Source organism: Blastococcus carthaginiensis (genome assembly GCF_030731085.1).
Lineage (GTDB): Bacteria > Actinomycetota > Actinomycetes > Mycobacteriales > Geodermatophilaceae > Blastococcus > Blastococcus carthaginiensis.
The window spans coordinates 456,466-482,423 of sequence record NZ_JASNFN010000001.1 but is presented as its reverse complement, the minus strand read 5'-3'; the positions used below and the strand labels follow the sequence as shown (position 1 = coordinate 482,423).

General features: G+C 71.2%; 20 protein-coding genes and 1 tRNA gene. 1 reads left to right on the top strand and 20 read right to left on the bottom strand.

What is annotated here, in order from left to right; genetic code table 11:
- Window positions 1-194: 194 nt before the first annotated feature.
- The 20 genes from QOZ88_RS02340 to QOZ88_RS02245 all read right to left on the bottom strand — a co-directional run bounded on the left by QOZ88_RS02340 (window position 195) and on the right by QOZ88_RS02245 (window position 24,464).
- A complete protein-coding gene (locus QOZ88_RS02340) occupies window positions 195-4,100 on the bottom strand; it encodes a DNA-directed RNA polymerase subunit beta' (protein ID WP_305998203.1) in 3,906 nt (1,301 codons plus the stop codon).
- A gap of 93 nt (window positions 4,101-4,193) precedes the next feature.
- Window positions 4,194-7,700, bottom strand: coding sequence for a DNA-directed RNA polymerase subunit beta (gene rpoB, locus QOZ88_RS02335; protein ID WP_305998202.1), 3,507 nt, complete (start codon window positions 7,698-7,700; stop codon window positions 4,194-4,196).
- Between the two features lie 413 nt (window positions 7,701-8,113).
- Window positions 8,114-8,932, bottom strand: coding sequence for a hypothetical protein (locus QOZ88_RS02330; RefSeq protein ID WP_305998201.1), 819 nt, complete (start codon window positions 8,930-8,932; stop codon window positions 8,114-8,116).
- A complete protein-coding gene (locus QOZ88_RS02325) occupies window positions 8,925-9,536 on the bottom strand; it encodes a hypothetical protein (protein WP_305998200.1) in 612 nt (203 codons plus the stop codon). The genes QOZ88_RS02330 and QOZ88_RS02325 overlap by 8 nt, the downstream gene beginning before the upstream one ends.
- Before the next feature lie 55 nt (window positions 9,537-9,591).
- Window positions 9,592-10,866 (bottom strand): MlaD family protein, encoded by a 1,275-nt coding sequence (locus tag QOZ88_RS02320; protein WP_305998199.1) that lies wholly within the window; start codon window positions 10,864-10,866, stop codon window positions 9,592-9,594.
- Window positions 10,863-12,134: an MCE family protein gene (locus tag QOZ88_RS02315; RefSeq protein WP_305998198.1), complete on the bottom strand. Its 1,272-nt coding sequence runs from the start codon at window positions 12,132-12,134 to the stop codon at window positions 10,863-10,865. Before QOZ88_RS02315 ends, QOZ88_RS02320 begins: the two co-directional genes overlap by 4 nt.
- Window positions 12,131-13,384 (bottom strand): MCE family protein, encoded by a 1,254-nt coding sequence (locus QOZ88_RS02310; protein WP_305998197.1) that lies wholly within the window; start codon window positions 13,382-13,384, stop codon window positions 12,131-12,133. The genes QOZ88_RS02315 and QOZ88_RS02310 overlap by 4 nt, the downstream gene beginning before the upstream one ends.
- Complete coding sequence (locus QOZ88_RS02305; protein ID WP_305998196.1) at window positions 13,381-14,409, bottom strand: MCE family protein; 1,029 nt, start codon at window positions 14,407-14,409, stop codon at window positions 13,381-13,383. Before QOZ88_RS02305 ends, QOZ88_RS02310 begins: the two co-directional genes overlap by 4 nt.
- Window positions 14,409-15,473, bottom strand: a complete 1,065-nt coding sequence (locus QOZ88_RS02300) for an MCE family protein (RefSeq protein WP_091929124.1) — start codon at window positions 15,471-15,473, stop codon at window positions 14,409-14,411. The genes QOZ88_RS02305 and QOZ88_RS02300 overlap by 1 nt, the downstream gene beginning before the upstream one ends.
- A complete protein-coding gene (locus QOZ88_RS02295) occupies window positions 15,470-16,843 on the bottom strand; it encodes an MCE family protein (RefSeq protein ID WP_305998195.1) in 1,374 nt (457 codons plus the stop codon). Before QOZ88_RS02295 ends, QOZ88_RS02300 begins: the two co-directional genes overlap by 4 nt.
- A gap of 85 nt (window positions 16,844-16,928) precedes the next feature.
- Window positions 16,929-17,798: an MlaE family ABC transporter permease gene (locus QOZ88_RS02290; RefSeq protein WP_170852164.1), complete on the bottom strand. Its 870-nt coding sequence runs from the start codon at window positions 17,796-17,798 to the stop codon at window positions 16,929-16,931.
- Entirely contained in the window at window positions 17,798-18,613 is an 816-nt protein-coding gene (locus QOZ88_RS02285) for an MlaE family ABC transporter permease (RefSeq protein ID WP_244523778.1), read from the bottom strand. Before QOZ88_RS02285 ends, QOZ88_RS02290 begins: the two co-directional genes overlap by 1 nt.
- The gene (locus tag QOZ88_RS02280; protein WP_305998194.1) at window positions 18,610-19,746 is read right to left on the bottom strand and encodes an ABC transporter ATP-binding protein; all 1,137 of its coding nucleotides are present in this window, start codon (window positions 19,744-19,746) and stop codon (window positions 18,610-18,612) included. Before QOZ88_RS02280 ends, QOZ88_RS02285 begins: the two co-directional genes overlap by 4 nt.
- Before the next feature lie 287 nt (window positions 19,747-20,033).
- Window positions 20,034-20,429, bottom strand: coding sequence for a 50S ribosomal protein L7/L12 (gene rplL, locus QOZ88_RS02275; protein ID WP_236826420.1), 396 nt, complete (start codon window positions 20,427-20,429; stop codon window positions 20,034-20,036).
- 17 nt (window positions 20,430-20,446) lie between these two features.
- Window positions 20,447-21,040 (bottom strand): 50S ribosomal protein L10, encoded by a 594-nt coding sequence (rplJ, locus tag QOZ88_RS02270; RefSeq protein ID WP_091929128.1) that lies wholly within the window; start codon window positions 21,038-21,040, stop codon window positions 20,447-20,449.
- A gap of 414 nt (window positions 21,041-21,454) precedes the next feature.
- Window positions 21,455-22,174 carry a 50S ribosomal protein L1 gene (rplA, locus tag QOZ88_RS02265; RefSeq protein WP_305998193.1) on the bottom strand — a complete coding sequence of 240 codons (720 nt, stop codon included), beginning with the start codon at window positions 22,172-22,174 and terminating at the stop codon, window positions 21,455-21,457.
- A 98-nt stretch (window positions 22,175-22,272) separates the two neighbouring features.
- Entirely contained in the window at window positions 22,273-22,704 is a 432-nt protein-coding gene (gene rplK / locus QOZ88_RS02260; RefSeq protein WP_091931107.1) for a 50S ribosomal protein L11, read from the bottom strand.
- Window positions 22,705-22,754: 50 nt separating this feature from the next.
- A complete protein-coding gene (gene nusG, locus QOZ88_RS23135) occupies window positions 22,755-23,657 on the bottom strand; it encodes a transcription termination/antitermination protein NusG (RefSeq protein WP_305998192.1) in 903 nt (300 codons plus the stop codon).
- Between the two features lie 121 nt (window positions 23,658-23,778).
- Complete coding sequence (gene secE / locus QOZ88_RS02250; RefSeq protein WP_091931105.1) at window positions 23,779-24,318, bottom strand: preprotein translocase subunit SecE; 540 nt, start codon at window positions 24,316-24,318, stop codon at window positions 23,779-23,781.
- Window positions 24,319-24,388: 70 nt separating this feature from the next.
- Window positions 24,389-24,464, bottom strand: a tRNA-Trp gene (locus tag QOZ88_RS02245).
- A gap of 230 nt (window positions 24,465-24,694) precedes the next feature.
- Here QOZ88_RS02245 and QOZ88_RS02240 point away from each other — a divergent pair.
- Entirely contained in the window at window positions 24,695-25,951 is a 1,257-nt protein-coding gene (locus tag QOZ88_RS02240) for a pyridoxal phosphate-dependent aminotransferase (protein ID WP_305998191.1), read from the top strand.
- The last annotated feature ends 7 nt before the right edge of the window (window positions 25,952-25,958 follow it).

Here is a 25,958-nt window from a genome sequence, read left to right as displayed (position 1 = left end):
ACGACACCGCGGCCAGGAGCCGTCCCGGCCGCCGCTGAGCCCAGCCCATGTCCCTGCCGGGGACCCTCCGGGCCCCGCGCCAGGGCCACGCCGAGCGAGTGCCGTCCCCGGCCGGGTGCCGGGTGACCGAACAACACGAAAGGGCCCCCAGATCCGGACTCGGATCTGGGGGCCCTGTCGTCACCTATGGGGTGTCAGCCCCGCCAGTCGTACTCCTCGAGGCGGACGGCCTCGCCGGTGCCCTGGCCGAAGACGTCCGGGCTGTAGTACTGCCCGTCCTCGTAGCCGGCCATGGTGTAGACGGCGGCCCGCGCCTCCTCGGTCGGCTCGACCGTGATGTTCCGGTAGCGGCTGATGCCCGTACCCGCCGGGATCAGCTTTCCGATGATCACGTTCTCCTTGAGGCCGAGCAGGCTGTCGCTCTTGCCCTGGATCGCGGCGTCGGTGAGCACCTTGGTCGTCTCCTGGAAGGAGGCGGCCGACAGCCACGACTCGGTCGCGAGCGAGGCCTTGGTGATGCCCATGAGCACCGGACGGGCCGAGGCCGGCTCGCCCCCCTCGGCGACGACGCGGCGGTTCTCGGTCTCGAAGATGGTCCGCTCCACGAGCGCACCGGGCAGGAACTCCGTCGCGCCCGAGTCGATGATCGTCACCCGCTTCAGCATCTGGCGGATGATCACCTCGATGTGCTTGTCGTGGATCGACACACCCTGCGACCGGTAGACCTCCTGGACCTCGCGGACCAGGTGCAGCTGCACCTCGCGGGGGCCCATGATCCGCAGCACCTCGTGCGGGTCGACCGCACCCTCGGTGAGCTGCTCGCCGACCTCGACGTGGGCGCCGTCCTCGACCCGCAGCCGCGAGCGACGCGACAGCTTGTCGTAGACGACCTCGTCGGAGCCGTCGTCCGGGGTGATGGTGAGCTTGCGGAACTGCTCGCCGTCCTCGATCCGGACCGTGCCGGCCAGCTCGGCGATCGGGGCCTTGCCCTTGGGGACGCGGGCCTCGAAGAGCTCCACCACACGCGGCAGACCGTGGGTGATGTCCTCACCCGCGACACCACCGGTGTGGAAGGTGCGCATCGTCAGCTGGGTGCCGGGCTCACCGATCGACTGGGCGGCGATGATGCCGACCGCCTCGCCGACGTCCACCAGCTTGCCGGTCGCGAGCGACCGGCCGTAGCAGGTGGCGCAGGTGCCGAGCAGCGACTCGCAGGTCAGGACGCAGCGGACCTTGACCTCCGCGACGCCGGCGTCGACCAGCGTCTGGATGAGCACGTCACCCAGGTCGGCGTTGGCCGGGGCGATGACCGTCCCGTCCTCGGCCACCACGTCGGCGGAGAGGGCGCGGGCGTAGACGCTGGTCTCCACGTGCGCGTCACGGGTGACCACGCCGTCGACCAGCGTGCCGATCGGCATGAGGACGCCGCGGTCGGTGCCGCAGTCCTCCTCGCGGATGATGACGTCCTGCGAGACGTCCACCAGACGACGGGTGAGGTACCCGGAGTCAGCGGTCCGCAGCGCGGTGTCGGCCAGACCCTTGCGGGCACCGTGCGTGGAGATGAAGTACTCCAGCACCGTCAGACCCTCCCGGAAGTTGGCCTTGATGGGCCGCGGGATGATCTCGCCCTTCGGGTTGGCGACCAGACCGCGCATACCGGCGATCTGGCTGATCTGCATCATGTTGCCCCGGGCACCCGAGTTGACCATGACCCAGACCGGGTTGGTGGTCGGGAAGTTGTCGACCATCGCCTGGCTGACCTCGGCCCGCGCGCGGGTCCAGATCTCGATCAGCTCGCCACGACGCTCGGCGTCGGTGATGACGCCGCGCTCGTACTGCTTCTCGATCTTCAGCGCCTCGGCCTCGTGCCGTTCCAGGATCTCCTGCTTGGCCGGCGGGGTGACGACGTCGTCGATGGCGATGGTGACGCCCGACCGCGTCGCCCAGCGGAACCCGGCCGCCTTGAGGGCGTCCAGCGTCGCCGCGACCTGCACCTTGGGGTAGCGCTCGGCGAGGTCGTTGACGATCGCCCCGAGTTCCTTCTTCGGCACCTGGTAGTTGACGAAGCGGTAGTCCTCGGGCAGGGCCTCGTTGAACAGCACCCGGCCCAGGCTGGTCTCGACGATCGCGGGCTGACCCGGTGCCCAGTCCTCCGGCTGCTCCCACGGCTCGTTGACCTTGCCGTTGTCGACGCCGAAGACCTCGTCGAGGCGGATGTAGGCCCGCTCCTGCAGCGCCAGGGCGCCCATGTCGAAGGCCATGAGCGCCTCGGCAGCCGAGGCGTAGGCCGCGGGCTTGCCGCCGTCGGCCTCGTGCCGGCTGGGCACCAGGGTGGTCAGGTGGTACAGGCCGAGCACCATGTCCTGGGTCGGCGCGGTGATCGGGCGACCGTCGGCCGGGCTCAGGATGTTGTTCGAGCTCAGCATCAGGATCCGGGCCTCGGCCTGGGCCTCGGCCGACAGCGGCAGGTGCACCGCCATCTGGTCACCGTCGAAGTCCGCGTTGAACGCGGTGCAGACCAGCGGGTGGATCTGGATGGCCTTGCCCTCGACCAGCTGCGGCTCGAAGGCCTGGATGCCCAGGCGGTGCAGCGTCGGCGCCCGGTTCAGCAGGACCGGGTGCTCGGTGATGACCTCCTCCAGCACGTCCCAGACGACGGGGCGCGCGCGCTCGACCATCCGCTTGGCGGACTTGATGTTCTGCGCGTGGTTGAGGTCGACCAGCCGCTTCATGACGAAGGGCTTGAACAGCTCCAGGGCCATCTGCTTGGGCAGGCCGCACTGGTGCAGCTTCAGCTGCGGGCCGACCACGATGACCGAACGGCCGGAGTAGTCGACGCGCTTGCCCAGCAGGTTCTGGCGGAACCGGCCCTGCTTGCCCTTGAGCAGGTCGCTCAGGGACTTCAGGGGACGGTTGCCCGGGCCGGTGACCGGCCGGCCGCGACGGCCGTTGTCGAACAGCGCGTCCACGGACTCCTGGAGCATCCGCTTCTCGTTGTTCACGATGATCTCGGGTGCGCCGAGGTCGAGAAGACGCTTCAGCCGGTTGTTGCGGTTGATCACACGGCGGTACAGGTCGTTCATGTCGCTGGTCGCGAAGCGGCCACCGTCGAGCTGCACCATCGGGCGCAGGTCCGGCGGGATGACCGGGACGCAGTCCAGCACCATGCCCATGGGCGAGTTGCGGGTCTGCTGGAACGCCGCGACGACCTTCAGCCGCTTGAGGGCCCGCAGCTTGCGCTGGCCCTTGCCGCTGCGGATGGTCTCGCGCAGCGAGGCGGCCTCGGCGTCGAGGTCGAAGCCCGAGAGCAGCTTCTGCAGCGCCGCGGCACCCATGCCGCCCTCGAAGTACTCACCGAAGCGGTCGCGCAGCTCGCGGTAGAGCCCCTCGTCGGCGATGAGCTGCTTGACCTCGAGCTTCCGGAAGGTGTCCATCACCTCGTTGAGGCGGTCGATCTCCCGCTGGGCGCGGTCGCGCAGCTGGCGCATCTCGCGCTCGCCGCCCTCGCGCACCTTGCGGCGCACGTCGGACTTGGCGCCCTCGGCCTCGAGCTCGGCGAGGTCGGCCTCCAGCTTCTGCTGGCGGGCCTCCACGTCGGCGTCGCGCCGGTTCTCCAGGTTCGACTTCTCGGCGCTGATCTCGGCCTCGACGGTCGGGAGGTCGCGGTGGCGCGCCTCGTCGTCGACCGAGGTGATCATGTAGGCCGCGAAGTAGATGATCTTCTCGAGGTCCTTGGGTGCCAGGTCGAGCAGGTACCCCAGGCGGGACGGCACACCCTTGAAGAACCAGATGTGGGTGACCGGCGCGGCCAGCTCGATGTGGCCCATCCGCTCACGGCGCACCTTGGCGCGGGTGACCTCGACGCCGCAGCGCTCGCAGATGATGCCCTTGAACCGGACGCGCTTGTACTTGCCGCAGTAGCACTCCCAGTCCCGGGTGGGACCGAAGATCTTCTCGCAGAAGAGACCGTCCTTCTCCGGACGCAGGGTCCGGTAGTTGATGGTCTCGGGCTTCTTCACCTCACCGTGGCTCCACTGGCGGATGTCGTCGCCGGTGGCCAGCCCGATGCGGAGCTCGTCGAAGAAGTTGACGTCGAGCAAGGTGTGACCCCTTTCAGGGGCTAGTGCTTCGCTTCCATGACTTGGAGTTGGTGGCCGGCCGGCCCCGACTGCTCAGGGCCGGCCGGCGGCCGATCAGACGTCTTCGACGGAGGACGGCTCGCGGCGGGACAGGTCGATGCCCAGCTCCTCCGCGGCCCGGAAGACCTCGTCGTCGGTGTCGCGCAGCTCGATCGCCTGCCCGTCGCCGGAGAGCACCTCGACGTTGAGGCAGAGCGACTGCAGCTCCTTGAGCAGCACCTTGAACGACTCGGGGATGCCCGGCTCGGGGATGTTCTCGCCCTTGACGATCGCCTCGTACACCTTGACGCGGCCGAGGATGTCGTCGGACTTGATGGTGAGCAGCTCCTGCAGCGCGTAGGCCGCGCCGTAGGCCTGCATCGCCCAGCACTCCATCTCGCCGAAGCGCTGGCCACCGAACTGCGCCTTACCACCCAGCGGCTGCTGCGTGATCATCGAGTAGGGGCCGGTCGAGCGGGCGTGGATCTTGTCGTCGACCAGGTGCAGCAGCTTCAGGATGTAGACGTAGCCCACCGAGATCGGCTCCGGGAACGGCTCGCCGGAGCGGCCGTCGAAGAGCCGCGCCTTGCCGGTCGGCTGCACCATCCTGTCGCCGTCACGGTTCGGGGTCGTCGAGCCGAGGAGGCCGATGATCTCGTCCTCCTTGGCGCCGTCGAACACCGGCGTCGCGGTCCGGGTCCCCGGGGCCGCCGACTTCGCGGCCTCGGGCAGGTTCTTCGCCCAGTCCGGGTCGCCGTTGACCTGCCAGCCCTGCTTGGCGATCCATCCGAGGTGGGTCTCCAGCACCTGGCCGACGTTCATCCGGCCGGGCACGCCCAGCGGGTTGAGCACGATGTCGACCGGGGTGCCGTCCTCGAGGAACGGCATGTCCTCCTGCGGCAGGATCTTCGAGATGACGCCCTTGTTGCCGTGGCGCCCGGCGAGCTTGTCGCCGTCGGAGATCTTGCGCATCTGGGCGACGTAGACCCGGATCAGCTCGTTGACGCCGGCGGGCAGCTCGTCGCCGTCCTCGCGCGAGAACACGCGGACGCCGATGACCTTGCCGGATTCACCGTGCTTGACCTTCAGCGACGTGTCGCGGACCTCGCGGGCCTTCTCGCCGAAGATCGCGCGGAGCAGCCGCTCCTCGGGGGTCAGCTCGGTCTCGCCCTTCGGCGTCACCTTGCCGACGAGGATGTCGCCGGGGACGACCTCGGCACCGATGCGGATGATGCCGCGCTCGTCGAGGTCGGCCAGCACGTCCTCGGAGACGTTCGGGATGTCCCGGGTGATCTCCTCGGCACCGAGCTTGGTGTCGCGGGCGTCGACCTCGAACTCCTCGATGTGGATCGAGGACAGGACGTCGTCCTGCACGAGGCGCTGCGACAGGATGATCGCGTCCTCGTAGTTGTGGCCCTCCCACGGCATGAAGGCGACGAGCAGGTTCTTGCCCAGCGCCATCTCGCCCTGGTCGGTGCAGGGACCGTCGGCGATGACCTGGCCGACCTCGACCCGCTGGCCCTCGTCGACGACGGGGGTCTGGTTGATCGAGGTGCCCTGGTTCGAGCGGCGGAACTTCAGCAGGCGGTAGGTCTGCCGGGTGCCGTCGTCGGCCATGACGGTGACGTAGTCGGCGGTGGAGTCCTCGACCACACCGGCCTTCTCCGCCACGACGACGTCGCCGGCGTCGACGGCGGCGCGCAGCTCCATGCCGGTGCCGACCAGCGGGGCCTCGCTGCGCAGCAGCGGCACCGCCTGGCGCTGCATGTTGGCGCCCATGAGGGCGCGGTTGGCGTCGTCGTGCTCGAGGAACGGGATCATCGCCGTCGCGACCGAGGTCATCTGCCGCGGCGAGACGTCCATGTAGTCGACCTGCTCGGGCGAGAGGTAGTCGACCTCGCCGCCCTTGGTGCGGACCAGGACGCGCTCCTCGGCGAGGCGGCCCTGCGCGTCGAGCGGGCTGTTGGCCTGCGCGACGACGAAGCGGTCCTCCTCGTCGGCGGTCAGGTAGTCGATCTGGGTGGTGACCTGACCGTTCTCGACCTTGCGGTACGGCGTCTCGATGAATCCGAACGGGTTCACCCGGCCGAACGAGGACAGCGAGCCGATCAGGCCGATGTTCGGGCCTTCCGGCGTCTCGATCGGGCACATGCGGCCGTAGTGGCTGGGGTGCACGTCGCGCACCTCCATGCCGGCCCGCTCACGGGACAGACCGCCGGGACCCAGCGCCGAGAGGCGGCGCTTGTGGGTCAGGCCCGCGAGCGGGTTGGTCTGATCCATGAACTGGGACAGCTGGCTGGTGCCGAAGAACTCCTTGATGGAGGCGACGACCGGCCGGATGTTGATCAGGGTCTGCGGCGTGATCGCCTCGACGTCCTGCGTCGTCATGCGCTCGCGCACCACGCGCTCCATGCGGGACAGGCCGACCCGGATCTGGTTCTGGATCAGCTCGCCGACGGTGCGCAGGCGGCGGTTGCCGAAGTGGTCGATGTCGTCGGTGCCGTGATCGGGCTCGCCGGCGTGGAGCCGCACGACGTACTCGATGGTGGCGACGATGTCGTCCTCGGTCAGCGTCGAGGTGCTCTGCGGCACGTCGACACCCAGCTTCTTCTTGACCTTGTAGCGGCCGACCTTGGCGAGGTCGTAGCGCTTCGGGTTGAAGAACAGGTTCTCCAGCAGCGCCTGCGCCGACTCGCGCGTCGGCGGCTCGCCCGGCCGCAGCTTGCGGTAGATGTCGAGCAGGGCCTCGTCCTGCCCGGCGATGTGGTCCTTCTCCAGGGTGGCCAGGACGGTGGGCGACCACTGGAAGTGCTCGCGGATGCGGTCCTCGCCCCAGCCCAGGGCCTTGAGGAGCACGGTGACCGGCTGGCGGCGCTTGCGGTCGATGCGGACGCCGACGGTGTCGCGCTTGTCGACGTCGAACTCCAGCCACGCACCGCGGCTGGGGATCACCTTGGCGCTGAAGACGTCCTTGTCCGACGTCTTGTCCAGGGTCTTGTCGAAGTAGACGCCCGGGCTGCGGACCAGCTGCGAGACGACGACGCGCTCGGTCCCGTTGATGACGAAGGTGCCCTTGTCCGTCATGATCGGGAAGTCGCCCATGAACACCGTCTGCGACTTGATCTCGCCGGTGGTGTTGTTCATGAACTCGGCGGTGACGAACAGCGGCGCCGCGTAGGTCATGTCCTTGTCCTTGCACTCCTCGAGGGACGCCTTGACGTCCTCGAAGCGCGGGTTGGAGAAGGACAGCGACATCGAGCCGCTGAAGTCCTCGATCGGGGAGATCTCCTCGAGGATCTCGGCCAGCCCGCCGACGGCCTCGGCCTGCTCCTCGGGCGAGAGCGTGGCCCGCCACTCGGGGCTGCCCACGAGCCAGTCGAAGGAAGCCGTCTGGAGCGCGAGGAGGTCGGGGACCTCGAGGGGCTCGGAGATCTTGGCGAACGAGACGCGCAGCGGCGCGCCGGGGATCTTCTGCTGGTCGGCCTCGCCGGTGCGGGGACCGTCCTGCGTGGCCGGGGTCGTCTGGGTGGTGCCGGACTCGGTGGTGCCGGGGGTGATGCTGGTGGGGCGAGAGCCTGCCAAGATGCGTCCTTCCAAGGACCTCACGACGTGCGGGCGGTGGGCTGCGGGGTCGTCCTGGGTCGTCGTCGGTGATGGCGAGGCTGTCCGCGACGGCCGCGATCGCTCGCCGGACAGGTCAGCGCGGGAGTGGCCCGGGTGATTCCCGGGCACCCGTCGTGACCCGTCTCGGCGGGCAGGCAGTCAGAGGGCAGCGCAACAGGAGACCCTACCCCTACCGGAGCGCGGTGTCCACGTCGGGGTCACCGGTGCGACCGGTGCTACACCTGCGGGTCGCGCGGCCCACGGAGGGGCCGGCAGGGCGTGCGCCGCACCCATGATGACAGCGGCGCCGCCTCCGTGGGACCGCCACGCCCAGGAGGACCCCCACCCTTCTCACGCCTCGCACGCTCGGCGCGGGCCGCTGGGCGGGGCCGTCAGCTGGTGGTGAGCAGCGTCAGCTCGCTGATCCTCCAGTCGTCGTCCACCTGGACCAGGCGGACCTGCACCGTCTGGACGCAGGACTGCGCACCCTCGGGCGTCACCTGGCACTCCGACCCCTCCGGGGCCGGCTGGGTGCCGCTGTTGACCGACTCGACGACGTACTGGCCGAAGACGACGAGCGTCGCGGTGTCCTGGGCGTCGTTGACCTGCTGGAGCCCGACGTCGAGGACCTCGTAGCGGGTCGTCGCCGACACCTGCTCGTAGGTGTCGATGATGCCGCCCTGGGAGAGGTCGCGTTCGTACTGCTCGCGCAGGTCGCCGGTCAGGGCGTCCAGCTTGCGCTGGACGCTGCCCTCGGAGTCCTCGTGGTCGTAGGCGTAGACGGCCTCGATGCCGCTGCGCGCGGCGGCGAAGATCGACGGATCGACGTGGGCGGGGTTCGATCGCTGCCACAGGAGCCCCCCGATCCCCGCCGCGGCCACGGCTGCCAGCAGCGCGAGAGCCAGGACGGTCGCGGGGATCCGCCGCCGGGCCGGCCGGGCGGCCGGGCCCGCGGCCGCGCCGGGTGCGCCCGCTGCCCGTCGCGACCGGGGCCGCGCCGTGGACGAGGAACGGCCGGGGTCCGCCGCGGGCGCCGCCACGCCCCCTCTCGTCGGCGTCGCGGCCTCCGCCACCGGCTCGCCCCCGCTGCGCTCGCGCCGGCTCCCCGCGACGCGGGGCCGCGGGGAGGGGCGGGCGCCGGCCACCGACCGGGTCCTCGGCGAGGGGCTGGGCCGGTCGCCCACGGCGCGGTCGTCCTGGGCGTCACTCATCGCCGGCGCTTCCCGTCCCCGCGATCCCGGACAGGAGCCAGCGCCCGTCCACCTTGGCCAGGTCCACCTTGATGCGGTACCGCGTGACCTGGGCCTGCGGGTTCGCGGTGCTCTCCTGCGTCGACTGGATCACCATCAGCACCGTCGCCTCGTCGTCACCGGCCCGGGTGACCCCGGCCCCGACGACCTCGGTGTTCACCACGGCCTGCAGGTCCGTGAGCTCCTCCCGCCGGCCGTCGAGCTCGGCCACCGACTCCTCGCGGAGGTCCCCGGTGGTGATCTGCCTGAGCTGCTCGATGTCGTCGTCGAGGGTCAGGTGGTCGAACGAGGTCAGGTCGACGACCCCCGAGCGCGCCGCCTGCAGCGCCTCGGCGTAGTCGTCGGTGCTGACGGCCGACTCCCCGGGGCGGGTGGACCAGAGCACGGCGATCGCGGCGAGGAGCACCAGGAGCAGCACCGCCAGCGTCGGGACCAGCGGGAGGGACGGCCGGGTGCGACGGTCACCGTCGGCATCGCGCCCGCTGCGCGGCGCGCCGGTGAGCCCGTCACCGAAAGCCGGGGGGATCACGTCCTCCTCCCGTGCGGGTGCCTGCGCTTCGCTCATCACGCGGGCGATTCTCCTTGTCCTGGCTCGGTGTGGGACGGCGGCATGCCGGTGCTCAGCCGGCAATCGTGGCGATCGGGCTGGCGTGGAGGAGCCCGCTGAGCACCTCGCTGAGCGCACCCGCCGGCGGCGGGCCGCCGTTCCCGATCTCCTCCTGGGGGGTCGTCAGCCCGCGCCCACCGTCCCGGCCGATGTTCTGCGCGCCGCGGATGGTGCTGCCGTTCTCGTCGTAGCCGTCAGCCGGCCGGGGGTCGACACCGTCCACCACCTGGCAGTGGATCGCGTCGGTGTCCACGTTCTCGACCGCACCGCGGGTGGGCGTGCTCGCGCTGGCGACGTAGCCCGACGTGCAGGCGTGCGGCTCCCCGGCGTTCAGCACGAAGCCGAAGTGGGAGCGCAGCACGCCGTCCTCGTCGCGGCGGACGACGGTGAAGCCACCGGTGACCGCGTCGGGATAGGTGACCAGCATCTGCCGGATCCCGTCCAGCCGGGGGATCTGCACCCCGTTGAGGATGTCCAGGTTGCGCACGAGGGAGCCGAGCCCCGGACCGGCGTCCTCCACCAGGCCCTGCAGCGCCTCCCCCGCGTCGGGCGCGTCGGTCAGGATGCTGCGCAGGTCCGGATCCATCTCGACCAGCGTGTCGGTGAACAACCGCAGGTCCGCCGCCCACTGGCGGATCGCCGTGCGACTCGCCCGCTGGGTGTCGAGGACGGTCTGACCGTCCCGGATGAGCTGCAGGGTCTGCGGCAGCGACTCCTGAGCCCGGGCCAGGAGCAGGTCGCCGTTGCCGATCAGGCGCCCCAGATCCTCCCCGGCCCCTTCGAAGGCGCGTCCGAGCTCCTCGACCACGATCCGCAGGTTCTCCTGGTCGATCGAGCCCACGAACTCGTCGAGGTTGAGGAGCATCTGCTCCACCGGCACGGGGGTGCTGGTGCGCTCCTGCGGGATGACCGCCCCGTCGTCCAGGTACGGCTCGCCCGCGCTGGTGGGTCGCAGGATGACGTACTGCTCCCCCACCGCACTGCGGGTGGCGACCGCGGCGTCGGTGTCGGCCGGGATGGGTTCGGCGTCGGGGTCGATGCGGAGCACCACCCGGACGCCGTCGTCGATGACCTGCATGTCCGTCACCCGGCCGACCGCGACGCCGCGGTAGGTGACCTCGGCGTTGACGAAGATCCCGCCGGAGTCCCGGAAATCCGCCGCCACCTCGTAGCCACCGCCCAGGAGCGCGCGGTCCAGCCCGACGTACTTGAACCCCAGGTAGGCCATCCCGACGACGGCCAGGGTGGCGAAGGCAAGCAGCTTCAGCTTGGTGCTGCGGGTGATCACGGCCCCACCTCCGGCACGGGGGGCAGGCCGAGGAGGCCCGCCGGCTGGCCGGTCCCGGTGACCTGGTCCAGGACTCGTCCCGGGATGCCGCCGAGCCCCGACGGGCGGTCGGCGGCGGACGTCGTGGCGGGCGTTCCGCCGGCGGAGCCACCGGCCTGCCCCGTCGCTCCCTCGGTACCGCACCTGCCCTGGGTGAGGGCCTCCTGCAACGGCAGTTCCCGTAGCGCGCCGCTCTGGTCGACGACGTACCGGCACAGCAGGTGGGTGAGGTCCATGTCCACCGTGGCGGTCATGTTCGTGAACAGCGCCGTGCCGCCGGATTGCGCCTGCCGGTAGTTCAGCGCCGAGAGCGAGCTGTCGGGGAACGGGTAGGTGAGCAGCAGCTCCAGCGAGTTCGCGAGGTCCGGGCCGGCGGCGGCCAGCTGGCTCAGGATCGGCTGCAGCAGCTCCAGGTCCTCCACCGTGCTGGCCGCCGACCGGTCGATGATCCGCGTGCCGACGCGGCCCAGGCGGTCGAGGCCCTCGAGCATCGAGACCAGCAGGCCGCGCTGCTCGTCGATGACGTCGAGACCCGGACCGATGGCGTCCAGGGCGTTCTCGATCGTCGCCGTCCGCTCGGCCAGGGTGGCGGCCAGCTCGTCGGCGCGGTCGAGGACGCGGTTGATCTCGGCCTTCTGGGCGTCGAGCCCCCCGATGAAGGTGTCGAGCTGCTGCAGGGTGCTCTTGATCTCGGCTTCCCGCCCCTCCAGCGCGTTCCCGAGCTCGCGGTTGATCGTCTGCAGCTGGGCCAGCCCACCGCCGTTGAGCACCAGCGAGAGAGCCCCCAGCAGCTCCTCGACCTCGACGTTGCGGTTGGTGCGGTCGAGCGGGATCCGGGAGTCCTCGCCCAGGCGGCCTTCCGGCATCTCGTTCCCGGGGAGAGCCAGCTCGACGTACTTCTCGCCGAGCAGCGACGACTGCTGGATCGCCGCGACGGCATTGGCCGGCAGCTCGACGTCGCCGTTCACGGAGACGGTGACGACCGCCGTCCAGTCCTCCGCGTCCAGCGCGATCGACTCGACGCGGCCGACCGGCACGTCGGCGACCCGGACACCGGACTGCGGCACCAGGTCGAGGACGTCGAGGAACTCGATCTCCACCGTGAACGGAGCGTCGCCGAGGTCCGCCCCACCGGGCAGGCTGAAGGAGTAGGCACCGCGGAACCCGCAGCCGCCGAGGAGCAGCGTCGCGGCCGCCAACGCAGCGGCCCGCTGCACCCGCCGGCTCACCGGTCACCCACGGGGAGGACCGGCACGAGCCCGGGCAGGAGTCCGCCGCCACCGCCCCCGCCACCGGCGACGCCGCCGCCCAGCAGTGCCCGGCGCAGCTCCTCGTAGTCGGGGATGCCGTTGGCGTTGAGGTCGTCGAGGCTGCCGTCCGCGTTCGCGTCCCCGGAGAGCAGTCGCGCGCAGATCTGCTCCGTGGCGTCGCGCAGCGGCGCGGCCGGGTCGACCGGCAGCGGCAGGTCGACCGACAGGTCGATCCGGCCCACCTGGGCGAGCACACCGCAGACGACGACCTCCGCGTGCAGCGACCCGAGGCCGTTGTCCCGGGTGTCGAGGGTGCCGAAGTCGGGGTTGTAGGCGCGCGCGAGGTTGCCCAGCGCGGCCGGTGCGACATCGAGCACCTCGGCGAGCCTCGCCCGCTGCTGCACCAGCACCAGGGTCACGTCGGCCAGTCGGTCGACGTTCGTGGTGAGCAGGGTGGTGTTGTCCCGGACGAAGCCGGCGACGTCGCCCAGCGCGTCGGTGAGCAGCGCGACCGCCTCCTGCAGGTCCGCCCGCTCGTCGGCGAGCAGGCCGGCGACGGCGGCCATGTTCGTGTTGAACCGGCCGACCTGGGCATCGATCGTGGCCAGCGCGGTGGTGAAGGTCTGCAGGTTCTCGACCGAGCTGAACAGGTCGTCCCGGTTCTCGGCGAGGGTCTGCACAGCGCGGGAGAAGCCGGTGAGGGTGCGGTTGAGCGCCTGGCCGTTGCCGGCCAGGTTGGCCGCGCCGACGTCGACGAGGTCGGACAGCGCACCGTCGGCGTTCGCCCCGTCGGGCCCGAGGGCGGCCGACAACTCGTCCAGGGCGCCGTAGACGGCGTCGAGCTCGACCGGGATGGCGGTGCGCTCCAGCGGGATCTCCGCGCCGTCCTGCAGGGTCGGGCCGCCGTCGTAGACCGGCGCGAACTGCACGTACCGGTCGGACACCAGCGACGGTGCCAGGACGATCGCGGAGGCGTCGGCGGGCACGTCGTAGTCGTCGTCGATGCTCATCTCCACGCGCACCTTGTCGCCGAGCGGCTGGACGTCGTCGATGGTGCCGATGGGGATGCCCAGCACCCGCACGTCGGAGCCGGGGTAGAGGCCGACGGTCTCGGTGAACCAGGCCGTCACCCGGTACTCGCCGGCCGGGCGCAGGACCGTCCAGCCGAGCGCGGCGAGCAGCACCAGCGCTGCCCCCAGCGCGACACCGCGCTGCAGTGCGCCGCTCATTCCTGTCCTCCCTGGGTGCAACCGGTCACCGGCGTGGTGGCGGCCGTGCAGGCGGCCGCGCCGACGACCGTGGGCAGCAGGTCGTTGACGAAGCTGTCGAACCACCGACCGCTGCCGAGGGTGTTGGTGAAGACCCGGACGAAAGGGGCCAGCTCCTTCACGGTCTCGGCCAGCGCGGTCCGGTTGCGCGACAGGATGTCGGTGACCCGGGACAGCTGCTGAAGGGCGGGGGTCAGCGTCTCGCGGTTGTCGTCGACCAGGCCGGAGAGCTGCCTGGCCAGCTCCTGGGTGCTCGTCAGGATCGCGTCGATCAGCTCCCGCCGCTCCTGCACCTCGGCGAGGAGCGTGTTCGAGTCGAGGATCAGCCGGGTGAACTCACCGTTGCGGTCGGCGAGCACCTGGGTCACCTGACGGGTCGCTCCCAGCAGCTCCCGGAGCTGGGCGTCCCGCGAAGCGATGGTGTCCGACAGCCGGGCGAGGCCCTGCAGCGACGTCTGCACCTCCTCCGGGGTCTCGGCGAAGGTCTCGGCAAGCACCTCGAAGCTCGACGCCAGCTGCCCGGTGTCGATCTCCTGGACCGTCGACGACAGGTCGGCGAAGGCCTCCACGACGTCGTAGGGCGAGGCCGTCCGCTCGCGGGGGATGCGCGCGTCGGGGTCCAGCGGCTCCGATCCCCGCGGGACGAGGGCGACGTACTTGGCGCCCAGCACCGTCTCGATCTTGATGGCCGCCTCCGAGCGGTCGCCGACGAAGGCGTCCTTCACCCGGAAGGCGACCGTCACCGCGCCGTCCTCCAGGCGGAGGCTCTCGACAGTGCCGACCTTGACCCCGGCGATCCGCACCGGGTCGTCCTCCTTGAGCCCCGCCGCCTCGGAGAACTGCGCCTCGTAGACGGTGCCCCCACCGATCAGCGGCAGCGACTGGGCGTTGAAGGCGAGGAGCACCAGCACCGCGATGACCGTCAGGCTCACCGCGCCGATGGTCACCGGGTTGCGGTCGCGGAAGTTCGTGGAGGTGCGGGCCATCAGCTGCACCCCTCCGCGCCGCTCTCGAACTCGAACGGGCGGGCGACCGGCCGCCCGCCCGGGTCGAGCTCCGTGGCCGGGAGCGTGACCGTCCCGCCGGCCCGGCACATGAAGAAGTTGAACCAGCTGCCGTTGATGGCGGTGCGGGTGGTGAGGTCCAGCTTGACCGGAGCGGTCTGCAGGAATCGCTCCACCACGTCACCGGTGTCGGCCAGGTTGCCCGCCAGGGCGTCGAGGGCCTTGATGTCCGCGGCCAGCGGCGCCCGTGCGTCCTCCAGGAAGCCGCTGGTGGCGAGCGCGAGCTGGTCGATGGTGTCCAGGGAGTCGAAGATGACCTCGCGGTCACCGGCGAGCCCGGTGACGAACTGCTGGAGGCTGACGACCAGGCCGGACAGCTGCTGGTCGCGGTCGGCGAGCGTGCCCATCACGGTGGTCAGGTTGTCGATGACGCTGCCGATGACCTGGTCGCGGTCGGCGAGGCTGTTGGTGAGCGAACCGACGTGCGCCAGGAGGCTCTCCACGGTCCCGCCCTCACCCTGGAAGACCTGGATGATCTCGAAGGACACCCGGTTGACGTCCGCCGGCGAGAGGGCCTGCAGCAGGGGCTGGAACCCGCCGAAGAGCACCGTGAGGTCCAGTGCGTCCGTCGTCCGGGACAGGGGGATGACGGCGCCCTCGTCGAGCGTCCGCCCCTGGGATCCCTCCCCCTCGGTGAGCGCGATGTACCGCTGGCCGACCAGGTTGCGGTAGCGGATCGTCGCCTCCACCGCCTCGGGCAGCGGGACGTCGGCGCTCACCTCGAGCTCCACCTCGGCAGACGGCCGCTCGGTCCCCTCTCCGAGCCCGATGGCGACCACCTGACCGACGCGCACCCCGGCGATGCGGACCTCGTCGCCCTCGACCAGGCCGGCCACGTCGGTGAACTGGGCGCGGTAGGTCACCTGATCCCCGTAGCCGGCGTTGGTGATGGTGCTGACGAGGACATAGGCGGCGAGCACGGTCACGACCCCGAACGCGACCAGCTTGACCAACGGCCCGGTCAGGCCTCTCAGCTGCCCGCTCATCGCAGCATCACCGTCTTGCCGCGCAGGAACGGAGCCAGGGTCGCGGCGCCGAGCTCGGAGACGTCCGCGGCCTGGGCGCCGGTCTGGTGGGCGAGGATGCTGCGGACGAAATCGAGCTCGGCGGTCGAGCCGGCCAGCACGTCGGGCAGCGCGTTCCCGGCCCGCGCACCGGGCACGTTGTCCGGGTTCCCGCCGTCGTCCGCTCCTCCGTGGTAGCAGGCCGGCTCGGGGCGCTCCGCGCTCTCCGGGGACTCGATGCCGTCGGCGGGCGGGTAGGGGCAGTAGTACTCCCCCGCCTGCGCCTCGGCGATCTCGCGGTCGATGGCGTCCAGGCCGCGGCAGTCCGGCGGCGCGGTGTCCGCGTACACCGGCTGGTCCCCGGGCGCGTAGGGGCTGCGGGGCGGGAACGGGAATTGGATGTTCAGGTTGAGCGACGGGTCGCCGTCGGCGCCGAACGTCTCACCGATCCTGGGCACCGAGCGGCTGAGGCCCTCCAGGAGGCACGGGTAGACCGGCGAGTACTCGGCGAACAGGCCCAGCACCGGCCGCGACGTCTCCGCCAGGGAGATCAGATTGCGCTCGTTGCGCTCGAGGAAGTCCGCGGTCACGGCCGCCGAGCCCGCGCCCACCGTGAACGTCCGGCGCAGCATCTCGGCCTGGTCGACCACCGTCGCGTTGGTCAGCGCGAGGTTGTCCAGGACCGCCAGCAGGTCGTCCGCGGCGCCCTCGTAGGTCTCGGCGAAGTCGGCCAGTCCGGAGATGTCGGCCTGGAGCTCCGGGAGCACGGTGTTGAGCCGGCCGAAGTACTCGCCGGTGGCGGCCAGGTTGGCGCCGAGCTCGTCGCCGCGGCCCCGCAGCGCGTCGGCGACGGCGCCGAGGGTGAAGGACAGGTCGTCGGGATGCACGGCGCGCAGCAGCGGCAGGGTGTCGTCGATGACGCGCTGCAGCTCGATGGCGTTGCTGGCGCGGTCCTGCCCGATGACGTCGCCGTCGGCCAGTCGTTCCTCGCCCGCCTCCTCGGGGACCTGCAGGGCGACGTAGCGCTCGCCGAAGAGGGTCTTGGGGAGCAGCCGGGCGGTCACGTCGGCCGGGATGTGCTCGAGGTGCTCGGGTGCGATCGCGAGCTCGATGGTCGCGCCGTCGGCGTCGGCCCGGACCTCCCGCACCTCGCCGACGATGACGCCGCGGACCTTGACGTCCGAGGCCTCCTGCAGCTGGTTGCCGGCGGTGTCGGTCTCCAGCGTGACGCGGGCGACCTCGGTGAACGCCTTGTTGTAGGCGGCCACCGACAGCCCCAGCAGGAGCACCAGGACGACGAGGAACGCCAGGCCCTGGAGACGCCGGCCGATGACCGCGCCCCGGCCCCTCATCGCCTTCCTCCCGGGGCACCCGGCTCCGCGCCGGCCCGGCCGGTGCGCGCCAGGCGCACCCGCGTCCTCGTTCTCGGCACCGCCGTCACCCCGCGATCCGGACAGTCGTGGTCGATCCCCAGATGGCCAGGGACAGGAACAGGTCGATGACGTTGATGGCGACGATCGAGAAGCGGACCGCCCGTCCGACGGCCAGACCGACGCCCGCGGGACCGCCGCTCGCGCGGTACCCGTAGTAGCAGTGGGTGAGGATGATCACCACGGCGAAGACCAGCACCTTGAGGAACGACCACAGCACGTCCTGCGGCGGCAGGAAGAGGTTGAAGTAGTGGTCGTAGGTGCCCTCGGACTGGCCGTACGCCTGGGTCGCGATGGTCCGCGTCGCGAAGTAGCTCGTGAGGAGCCCCAGCACGTACAGCGGGATGACGGCGACGAAGCCGGCGACGATGCGCGTGGTCACGAGGAACGGCAGGGACGGCACCCCCATGACCTCGAGAGCGTCGATCTCCTCGTTGATCCGCATGGCACCGATCTGGGCGGTGAACCCGCAGCCGACCGTGGCCGACAGCGCCAGGCCGGCCACCAGCGGCGCGATCTCCCGGGTGTTGAAGTAGGCCGAGAGGAAGCCCGTGAAGGCCGATGTGCCGAGCTGGTCGAGGGCCGCGTACCCCTGGAGCCCGACCTCCGTGCCGGTGAAGAAGGAGAGGAAGGCGATGACGCCGACGGTGCCGCCGATGACCGCCAGGGCACCGGTCCCGAACGTCACCTCCGCCAGCAACCGGAACGTCTCGCGCTTGTAGCGGCGCAGCGCCCGCGGCACCCAGCCGAGAGCGCGTCCGTAGAAGCTCAGCTGGTCGCCGAGGTCGTCGAGGGCGTCCATCGGCCGGCGGTACACGGTCTGGCCCAGCCGGCGGGCCCCGACCCGGATCCGGTCGGTCGGAGAGAGCAGCGCCATCACTGCCCCTTCGGTGGCACGAGCTGGAAGTAGATCGCGGTGATCACGAAGTTCACCGCGAACAGCAGCAGGAAGGTGATGACGACGGCCTGGTTCACCGCGTCCCCGACCCCCTTGGGCCCACCACCGGCGCGCAGCCCCTTGTACGAGGCCACGATCCCCGCGATGAGCCCGAAGACCAGCGCCTTGATCTCCCCGGACCAGAAGTCCTCGACCTGCGCCAGCGCGCTGAACGACGCGAGGTAGGCGCCGGGCGTGCCGCCCTGCAGGACGACGTTGAAGAAGTAGCCACCCGCCACGCCCACCACGCTGACCAGCCCGTTGAGCAGGACGGCGACCAGCATGGACGCCAGCACGCGGGGCACCACCAGCCGCTGGATCGGGCTGATGCCGAGGACCTCCATCGCGTCGATCTCGTCGCGGATCTTGCGCGCACCGAGATCGGCGCAGATGGCCGATCCCCCGGCGCCCGCGATCAGCAGAGCCGTCACGATGGGGCTCGCTTCGCGGAGGACCGCCAGGACCGACGCCGACCCGGTGAAGGACTGGGCGCCCAGCTGCCGGGTGAGGGAGCCCAGCTGCAGGGCGATGACCGCGCCGAACGGGATGGCCACCAGCGCCGTCGGCAGGATGGTGACGCTCGCGACGAACCACGTCTGCTGGATGAACTCGCGCAGCTGGAACGGCCGCTTGGGGAGCGCCCGGAGCACGTCGAGCGCGAAGGCGAACAGGTTGCCGCTGGCGGCGAGCGGACGGGTGGGTGAGAACTTCCCGTCGAGCAGACCCGGCGCTTTCGGTCGTCCGGTGGCGGTCACGGTTCACCCGCCGACCGGGGGAGGACGGCGGTGGCCGCGGAGCCGGCCGGGACCGTGTCCGGCCCGGGCGCCCAGTGCCGGCCACCGGCAGCCGCGGTCGGTGTGAAGGCGCCGGCGTCGGCCTGCAGCAGCAGGTCCTCCGGCAGCGAAGCGCGGATGGCCTCGGCGGTGGCCGGGTCGAACTCGTGCAGCATCCGGGCGACCCGCTCCTGCCGACGGCGCACCGCCTGGCGCTCGGGCAGGCCCGGGGAGGGGTCGAGCTGCGGCGGCACGGCGTCGCCACCGCTGGCGCCCTTGGGCCCGATGCCGTTGTGCTGATCGCCGCCACGGGCCTCGAGGGCCGCCATCTCGGCCTCGACCTGGGCGACGTCCTTCTCCTCGCTCATGCCGATCGGGCCCTCGCGGCGACCGTTGAGGAACTGGCGGACCACCGGCTCCTGGGAGGTGAGCAGCTGCTCGCGCGGGCCGAACATGGCCAGGTGGCGGCGGAACAGCAGGCCGAGGTTGTCCGGGACGGTGCGGGCGGTGCCGACGTCGTGCGTGACGATGAGGAAGGTCGCGTCGATCTGCGCGTTGAGGTCGACGATGAGCTGGTTGAGGTAGGCCACGCGGACGGGGTCGAGGCCCGAGTCGGGCTCGTCGAACAGGATGATCTCGGGGTCGAGGACCAGGGCGCGGGCCAGGCCGGCGCGCTTGCGCATGCCCCCCGAGATCTCGCCGGGCAGCTTCCCCTCGGCTCCCTGCAGGCCGACCATGTCCATCTTCTCGAGGACGATCCGCCGGATCTCCGACTCGCTCTTCTTCGTGTGCTCGCGCAGCGGGAAGGCGATGTTGTCGAACAGGTTCATCGACCCGAACAGGGCGCCGTCCTGGAAGAGGACGCCGAACAGCTTCCTGACCTCGTAGAGCCGGTGCTCCCGGCAGGTGACGATGTCGGTGTCGGAGATGACGATCGAGCCCTTCTCGGGCTTGAGCAGGCCGACGAGCGACTTCAGGAAGACGGACTTGCCGGTGCCGGACGGACCCAGCAGCACCGAGATCTCCCCGGGCGGGAGGGTGAGCGTGACGTCGCTCCAGATGTTCTGGCTGCCGAACGACTTGGTCAGCCCCGAGACCTCGACTGCGACGCCCACGTGTCCCTGCCTCCCGTCCCGGCTGCCCGCCGGTTCCCCACCCCGCCGCGTCGGCGGGCCCCGGCAGTGCGCTGCTCCTCGATCCCTCCGCATGCGGAGGGATCGCACCGCGTCACTACCGGTCAGTAACGATCACGCGGGGCGAAGGTTACGTGTGTCACGGAGTTCCGGTGACCCGGGTCTCCCTGTGACGGTCGAAACCACCCGGACATGCGACAGGGGCCGTCCCCCCGAAGGAGGACGGCCCCTGCCTGGTGGTGCGTTCCCCGGTCAGGCCGGGGCGGGGGTCACTTGACGGTGACGGTGGCGCCGGCGCCCTCGAGAGCGGCCTTGGCCTTCTCGGCGGCGTCCTTGGCGACCTTCTCCAGGACCGGCTTGGGCGCGTTGTCGACCAGGTCCTTGGCCTCCTTGAGGCCGAGCGAGGTCAGGCCGCGCACCTCCTTGATGACCTGGATCTTCTTGTCGCCGGCGCTCTCGAGGATGACGTCGAACTCGTCCTGCTCCTCGGCAGCGGCACCGGCGTCGCCGCCGCCACCACCGGCGGCGGGGGCGGCCGCGACGGCGACCGGGGCAGCAGCGGTGACCTCGAAGGTCTCCTCGAACTGCTTCACGAAGTCGGACAGCTCGAGGAGGGTCATCTCCTTGAACGCGTCGAGCAGCTCCGCGGTGGACAGCTTGGCCATGGTGTCTCCTTCTGGGATCAGTCGGTGCTGGCCGCGGCGTCCGCGGCGTCAGCGTCGGGGGTGGTGTCAGCAGCAGCGGCTTCGGGAGCGCCGGCCTCGGCGGGCTTCTTCTCCTTGAGCGCCTCGGCGAGCCGGGCGACCTGCGACAGCGGGGCCTGGAACAGCCCGGCAGCCTTGGTCAGGTTGCCCTTCATGGCGCCGGCCAGCTTGGCCAGCAGCACCTCGCGCGGCTCGACGTCGGCCAGGGCGGTGACCTCGGCGGGGCCGACGGTGCGGCCCTCGACGACGCCGCCCTTGACGACGAGCAGCGGGTTGGCGCGCGCGAAGTCGCGGATGGCCTTGGCGGCCTCGACGACGTCGCCCTCGATGAAGGCGATCGCGGTCGGGCCGTTGAGCAGCGGGGCCAGGTCGGAGTGCCCGACCGAGTCCGCCGCCCGCTTCGTCAGGGTGTTCTTGACGACGGCGTAGCTGCTGCCCTCACCGAGGGAACGGCGCAGCTGGGTCAGCTGCGCCACGGTCAGCCCGCGGTACTCGGTGAGCACCGCCGCGCTGGACGACTGGAACCGCTCGGTGATCTCGTCGATCACCGCGGCCTTCGCCTGCGTGGGCATGGGCCTCCTCTCGTCTGTCGGGCGACTGCTGGACGCTGCACGACTGCGTGCGACGGAGGGCCCGGAGACGAGGAACGCCCCGGCGCAGGGCGCACGGGGCGAGGGGCGGGCGCGAGCGCCTGCCGATCGAACCGTCCTCCTGCGCGGGTCGCCCGGAGCTCCGGGACCTTCGATCGCACGCGGACGTGCGACGACCAGCGGTCTTGGGGGGAACGGGGACGAGCATACATGCCGCCCCGGGCGCGCCGGCCGTCGTCCCGGTCACATCCCGCGCCGTCGAGCGCTGCACTGCCCCTGGGACGCCGACGGCCCCGCCGCGCGGGTGCGCAGCGGGGCCGTCCTGGCTCACCCGGCGGGGTCCTGGCTCACTGTCGACGGTGAGCCAGGACCCGGAACGACCAGGTCACCTGATCATCACGCGGTGGGCTCGTCCACCGTCAGGTTGCGGGTGCGGTTCGGGTCCACCGGGATGCCCGGGCCCATGGTGGTGGAGACGGTGACCTTCTTCAGGTACCGGCCCTTGGCCGAGGACGGCTTGGCGCGGAGCACCTCGTCCAGGGCGGCGGCGTAGTTCTCGACCAGCTTGGCCTCGTCGAACGACGTCTTGCCGATCACCAGGTGCAGGTTGGCCTGCTTGTCGACGCGGAAGTTGATCTTCCCGCCCTTGATGTCGTTGACGGCCTTGGTGACGTCGGGGGTGACGGTGCCGGTCTTCGGGTTCGGCATCAGGCCGCGGGGGCCCAGGATGCGGGCGATGCGACCGACCTTGGCCATCTGGTCCGGCGTCGCGATCGCGGCGTCGAAGTCCAGAAAGCCGCCCTGGATCCGCTCGATCAGGTCGTCGGAGCCCACGACGTCGGCGCCGGCGGCCTCGGCCTCGGCGGCCTTGTCACCGGTCGCGAAGACGATGACGCGGGCGGTCTTGCCGGTGCCGTGCGGCAGGTTGACGGTGCCGCGGACCATCTGGTCGGCCTTGCGCGGGTCGACGCCCAGGCGCATGGCGACCTCGACGGTGGCGTCGTAGGCGGTCGTCGACGTCTCCTTGGCCAGCGTGGCGGCCTGGAGCGGGCTGTACAGGTTGTCGCGGTCGACCTTCTCGGCCGCTGCGCGGAACTTCTTGCCGTGCTTCGCCATGGTGTTTCCTCTCCGGGGGCTCGTGGCCCCGGTCGCGTGGTGCACGGGCCTGGCGGGGCCCTCCCACGATTGCTTCAGCGCGGTGCTGGTGGCTGACGTCAGCCGGTGACGGTGATCCCCATCGACCGGGCGGTGCCGGCGATGATCTTCTCGGCCTGCTCGAGCGAGTTGGCGTTGAGGTCAGCCATCTTCGTGGTGGCGATCTCGCGGACCTGGTCACGGGTGACCGTGGCGACCTTGGTCTTGTGCGGCTCGCCCGAGCCCTTCTCGACACCCGCGGCCTTGAGCAGCATGCGCGCCGCCGGCGGGGTCTTGGTGACGAACGTGAAGGACCGGTCCTCGAAGACCGAGATCTCCACGGGGATGACGTTGCCGCGCTGCGACTCGGTCGCGGCGTTGTACGCCTTGCAGAACTCCATGATGTTGACGCCGTGCTGACCCAGCGCCGGACCCACGGGCGGGGCGGGGGTGGCCGCACCGGCGTTGATCTGGAGCTTGATGACCGCGGTCAACCGCTTCCTGGGGGGCATGCTCTGTTCTCCGGTTCAGGTTGGGTGGTGAGGTCTTCGGGGCCTGTCGGTCAGATCTTCTGGACCTGGCTGAACGAGAGCTCGACGGGCGTCTCGCGGCCGAAGATGGAGACGAGCACCTGCAGCTTCTGCTGCTCGGCGTTGATCTCGTTGATGGTGGCGGGCAGCGTGGCGAAGGGGCCGTCCATGACGGTCACCGACTCGCCCACCTCGAAGTCGACGACGGCGGCCGGCGCGGCGGCGGCGCCCGTGCTCGCCGCGGCGGTCTCGGTGGCCCGCGGCGCCTGCGGCGTGGTGGCCGGCGCGAGGATCTTCACGACCTCGTCGATGGTCAGCGGCGAGGGCTTGGAGGTGGCGCCGACGAAGCCGGTGACCCCGGGGGTGTTGCGGACCGCGCCCCACGACTCATCGTTGAGCTCCATGCGCACCAGCAGGTAACCCGGCAGGACCTTGCGGTTGACCTGCGAGCGCTTGCCGTTCTTGATCTCGGTGACCTCCTCGGTGGGCACCTCGATCTGGTAGATGTAGTCCTCCACGTCGAGGGACTGGATGCGCGCCTCGAGGTTGGTCTTCACCTTGTTCTCGTAGCCCGCGTAGGAGTGGACGACGTACCAGTCCCCGGGGGCGATCCGCAGCGCCTTGCGCAGCGCCTCCACCGGGTCCTCGTCCTCCTCCACCGCGACGTCGGAGTCGTCGGCGGGCGCGACCTGCGGGTCGGTGGCGAGGGTGGCGGGGTTCCCGGTCTTCACCTCGGGGGTCGCGTCGGCGACCTCGCCGTCGGAGATCGCGGCACCAGCGGCCAGGTCGGCGGTGTCGCTGGACCCTTCGGCGGCACCGGCCTCGCCGGCGCCGGTCTCGACGTCGGCGGTACCGCGCTCGTCGAATCGAGCGTCGTCCAGATCGGTGCCTTCGACCGCGTTGTCGGTCTCGAAGGGCTCGCGGGGGTCGGTCACTACTTCTCCTCGTTGGCGCTCGTCGGCGTCGTGACCGACGGTGCTGCGCTCATTGGTGATCTCGCAAGCTCGATCACGGGGGTCTCTTCCTTGTCAGGGGGCGTTCAGGCGCGGGGGCGGATCAACCGAAGACGGCGAGCACGCCCTGCGCGAAGAGCAGATCGAGGCCGGCGACCAGCGCGACGATGAACGCGACGAACACGATCACCACGGTCGTGTAGGTGATCAGCTCGCGCCGGCCCGGCCAGATGACCTTGCGCAGCTCGGCGACCACCTCGCGCAGGAAGCGCATGATCGAGCGACGGGGCCGCAGCTCCTCGGCGCGCGCCCGCTCCGCCGCGGCGCGCGACCGGGTCGGGGCGCCCTCGCGGGCCGGCTCCGTGGCCGACCGCGCGGCGCGGCGGGACCGCGTGGCGGGTTCGTCGTCCTCGTCGCCGTCGGCGGTGATCCGCCCCCGTCGGCGGGCGGCCCGGTCACCCTGCGGCGCGGCGACGACCTTGTCCTCGTCGGTCTCCGCCTCGCCGACCACCTCGTCCTCGGCCGCCTCCAGGGCGGCGGCGTCGTCGACCCCCGGCGCCTCGCGGTCCAGCTGCTCGTCGGTGAGCTCGGCGTCGGAGGCGGCGCGCGCGTCGTCCTCGCGGCCCGGCTTCTCGTCGCTCACTGCGCCTCGCTCGCCTCGTCGGTGGTGGCCACTCCCGCGAGGGCCGTCGGTCGGTCGTGCCGTGTCCTGCTGGCAGGGGTGACAGGACTTGAACCTGCAGCCTGCGGTTTTGGAGACCGCTGCTCTGCCAATTGAGCTACACCCCTATGCCCTGGGTGGGCCCCGGGACGTCTCGCCGCCACGGTGGCACCGACCCCGGAAGAGGATCCGGGGCACGCCGGTGGCGGGGTCAACGGGCCCCGGTGAAGCCAGTGTACGGGACCGCGACGGGCGGGAGCGAACGTCCCACCGACCCCGTCCCCGACGGGGCACCTCCGCCACCTGCGCGGGAACAGGCGGACGACCCCCCGGCCGTGGTCTTTGACACGATGTGCCCATGACCGACGCCTCCGCTCCGGGGTCCGCCGCCCGTTCCACCGAGCTGCCGCCCGCCGCGCGCCGCATCTCCCGTCGCGTCGGCGCCATCGCCGAGTCCGCGACGCTGGCGGTGGACGCGAAGGCCAAGGCCCTCAAGGCCGCCGGGAAGCCGGTGATCGGTTTCGGCGCCGGCGAGCCGGACTTCCCGACGCCGGACTACGTGGTCGAGGCCGCCATCACCGCCGCGCGGACGCCGGCGATGCACCGGTACACCCCCGCCGGTGGCCTGCCCGCGCTCAAGGAGGCGATCGTCGCGAAGACCGCCCGCGACTCCGGCCTGCAGCTCACGCCGGCCCAGGTGCTGGTGACCAACGGCGGCAAGCAGGCGGTCTACGAGGCGTTCGCGACGATGCTCGACCCCGGCGACGAGGTCCTGCTGCCCGCGCCCTACTGGACCACCTACCCGGAGGCCATCCGGCTGGCCGGCGGCGTCCCCGTGCCGGTGGTGGCCGACGAGCAGAGCGGCTACCTGGTCTCGGCCGCCCAGCTCGAGGCCGCCCGCACCCCGCGCACGAAGGCGCTGCTGTTCTGCTCCCCCTCCAACCCCACCGGGGCGGTCTACCCGGCCGAGCAGGTGGAGGAGATCGGTCGCTGGGCGCTCGACGCCGGCCTGTGGGTGCTCACCGACGAGATCTACGAGCACCTGACCTACGGCGGGCTCACGGCGCCGTCGATGCCGGTGCTGGTCCCCGAGCTCGCCGACCGGTGCGTCGTGGTGAACGGGGTCGCCAAGACCTACGCGATGACCGGCTGGCGGGTGGGCTGGATCGCAGGCCCGGCCGACGTCGTCAAGGCGGCGACCAACCTCCAGTCGCACGCGACCTCGAACGTCGCGAACGTGTCCCAGGCGGCGGCGATCGCCGCGCTGACCGGCGACCTCTCCGCCGTGGCGGAGATGCGGACGGCGTTCGACCGGCGGCGGCAGACGATCGTGTCGATGCTCCGGGAGATCCCCGGCGTCGCCTGCCCCGAGCCGCACGGCGCCTTCTACGCCTACCCGTCGGTCAAGGGCCTGCTCGGGCGGCCGATCGGGGGGCGCACCGCGGAGACCAGCGCGGAGCTGGCCGAGCTGATCCTGGAGCAGGCCGAGGTCGCGGTCGTGCCGGGTGAGGCGTTCGGCACCCCCGGCTACGTCCGGATGTCCTACGCGCTGGGCGACGAGGACCTGGTCGAGGGCGTCTCGCGGCTGCAGCGGCTGCTGTCCACGGCCGGCTGAGCTCCCG

What these genes read in the sequence shown, in the direction of transcription:
- QOZ88_RS02330 (WP_305998201.1), bottom strand. Translation starts at nt 8,932, where the DNA reads ATGAGTGACGCCCAGGACGACCGCGCCGTGGGCGACCGGCCCAGCCCC.
- QOZ88_RS02325 (WP_305998200.1), bottom strand. Translation starts at nt 9,536, where the DNA reads ATGAGCGAAGCGCAGGCACCCGCACGGGAGGAGGACGTGATCCCCCCG.
- QOZ88_RS02310 (WP_305998197.1), bottom strand. Translation starts at nt 13,384, where the DNA reads ATGAGCGGCGCACTGCAGCGCGGTGTCGCGCTGGGGGCAGCGCTGGTG.
- QOZ88_RS02305 (WP_305998196.1), bottom strand. Translation starts at nt 14,409, where the DNA reads ATGGCCCGCACCTCCACGAACTTCCGCGACCGCAACCCGGTGACCATC.
- QOZ88_RS02300 (WP_091929124.1), bottom strand. Translation starts at nt 15,473, where the DNA reads ATGAGCGGGCAGCTGAGAGGCCTGACCGGGCCGTTGGTCAAGCTGGTC.
- QOZ88_RS02295 (WP_305998195.1), bottom strand. Translation starts at nt 16,843, where the DNA reads ATGAGGGGCCGGGGCGCGGTCATCGGCCGGCGTCTCCAGGGCCTGGCG.
- QOZ88_RS02290 (WP_170852164.1), bottom strand. Translation starts at nt 17,798, where the DNA reads ATGGCGCTGCTCTCTCCGACCGACCGGATCCGGGTCGGGGCCCGCCGG.
- rplL (WP_236826420.1), bottom strand. Translation starts at nt 20,429, where the DNA reads ATGGCCAAGCTGTCCACCGCGGAGCTGCTCGACGCGTTCAAGGAGATG.
- rplJ (WP_091929128.1), bottom strand. Translation starts at nt 21,040, where the DNA reads ATGCCCACGCAGGCGAAGGCCGCGGTGATCGACGAGATCACCGAGCGG.
- rplA (WP_305998193.1), bottom strand. Translation starts at nt 22,174, where the DNA reads ATGGCGAAGCACGGCAAGAAGTTCCGCGCAGCGGCCGAGAAGGTCGAC.
- rplK (WP_091931107.1), bottom strand. Translation starts at nt 22,704, where the DNA reads ATGCCCCCCAGGAAGCGGTTGACCGCGGTCATCAAGCTCCAGATCAAC.
- QOZ88_RS02240 (WP_305998191.1), top strand. Translation starts at nt 24,695, where the DNA reads ATGACCGACGCCTCCGCTCCGGGGTCCGCCGCCCGTTCCACCGAGCTG.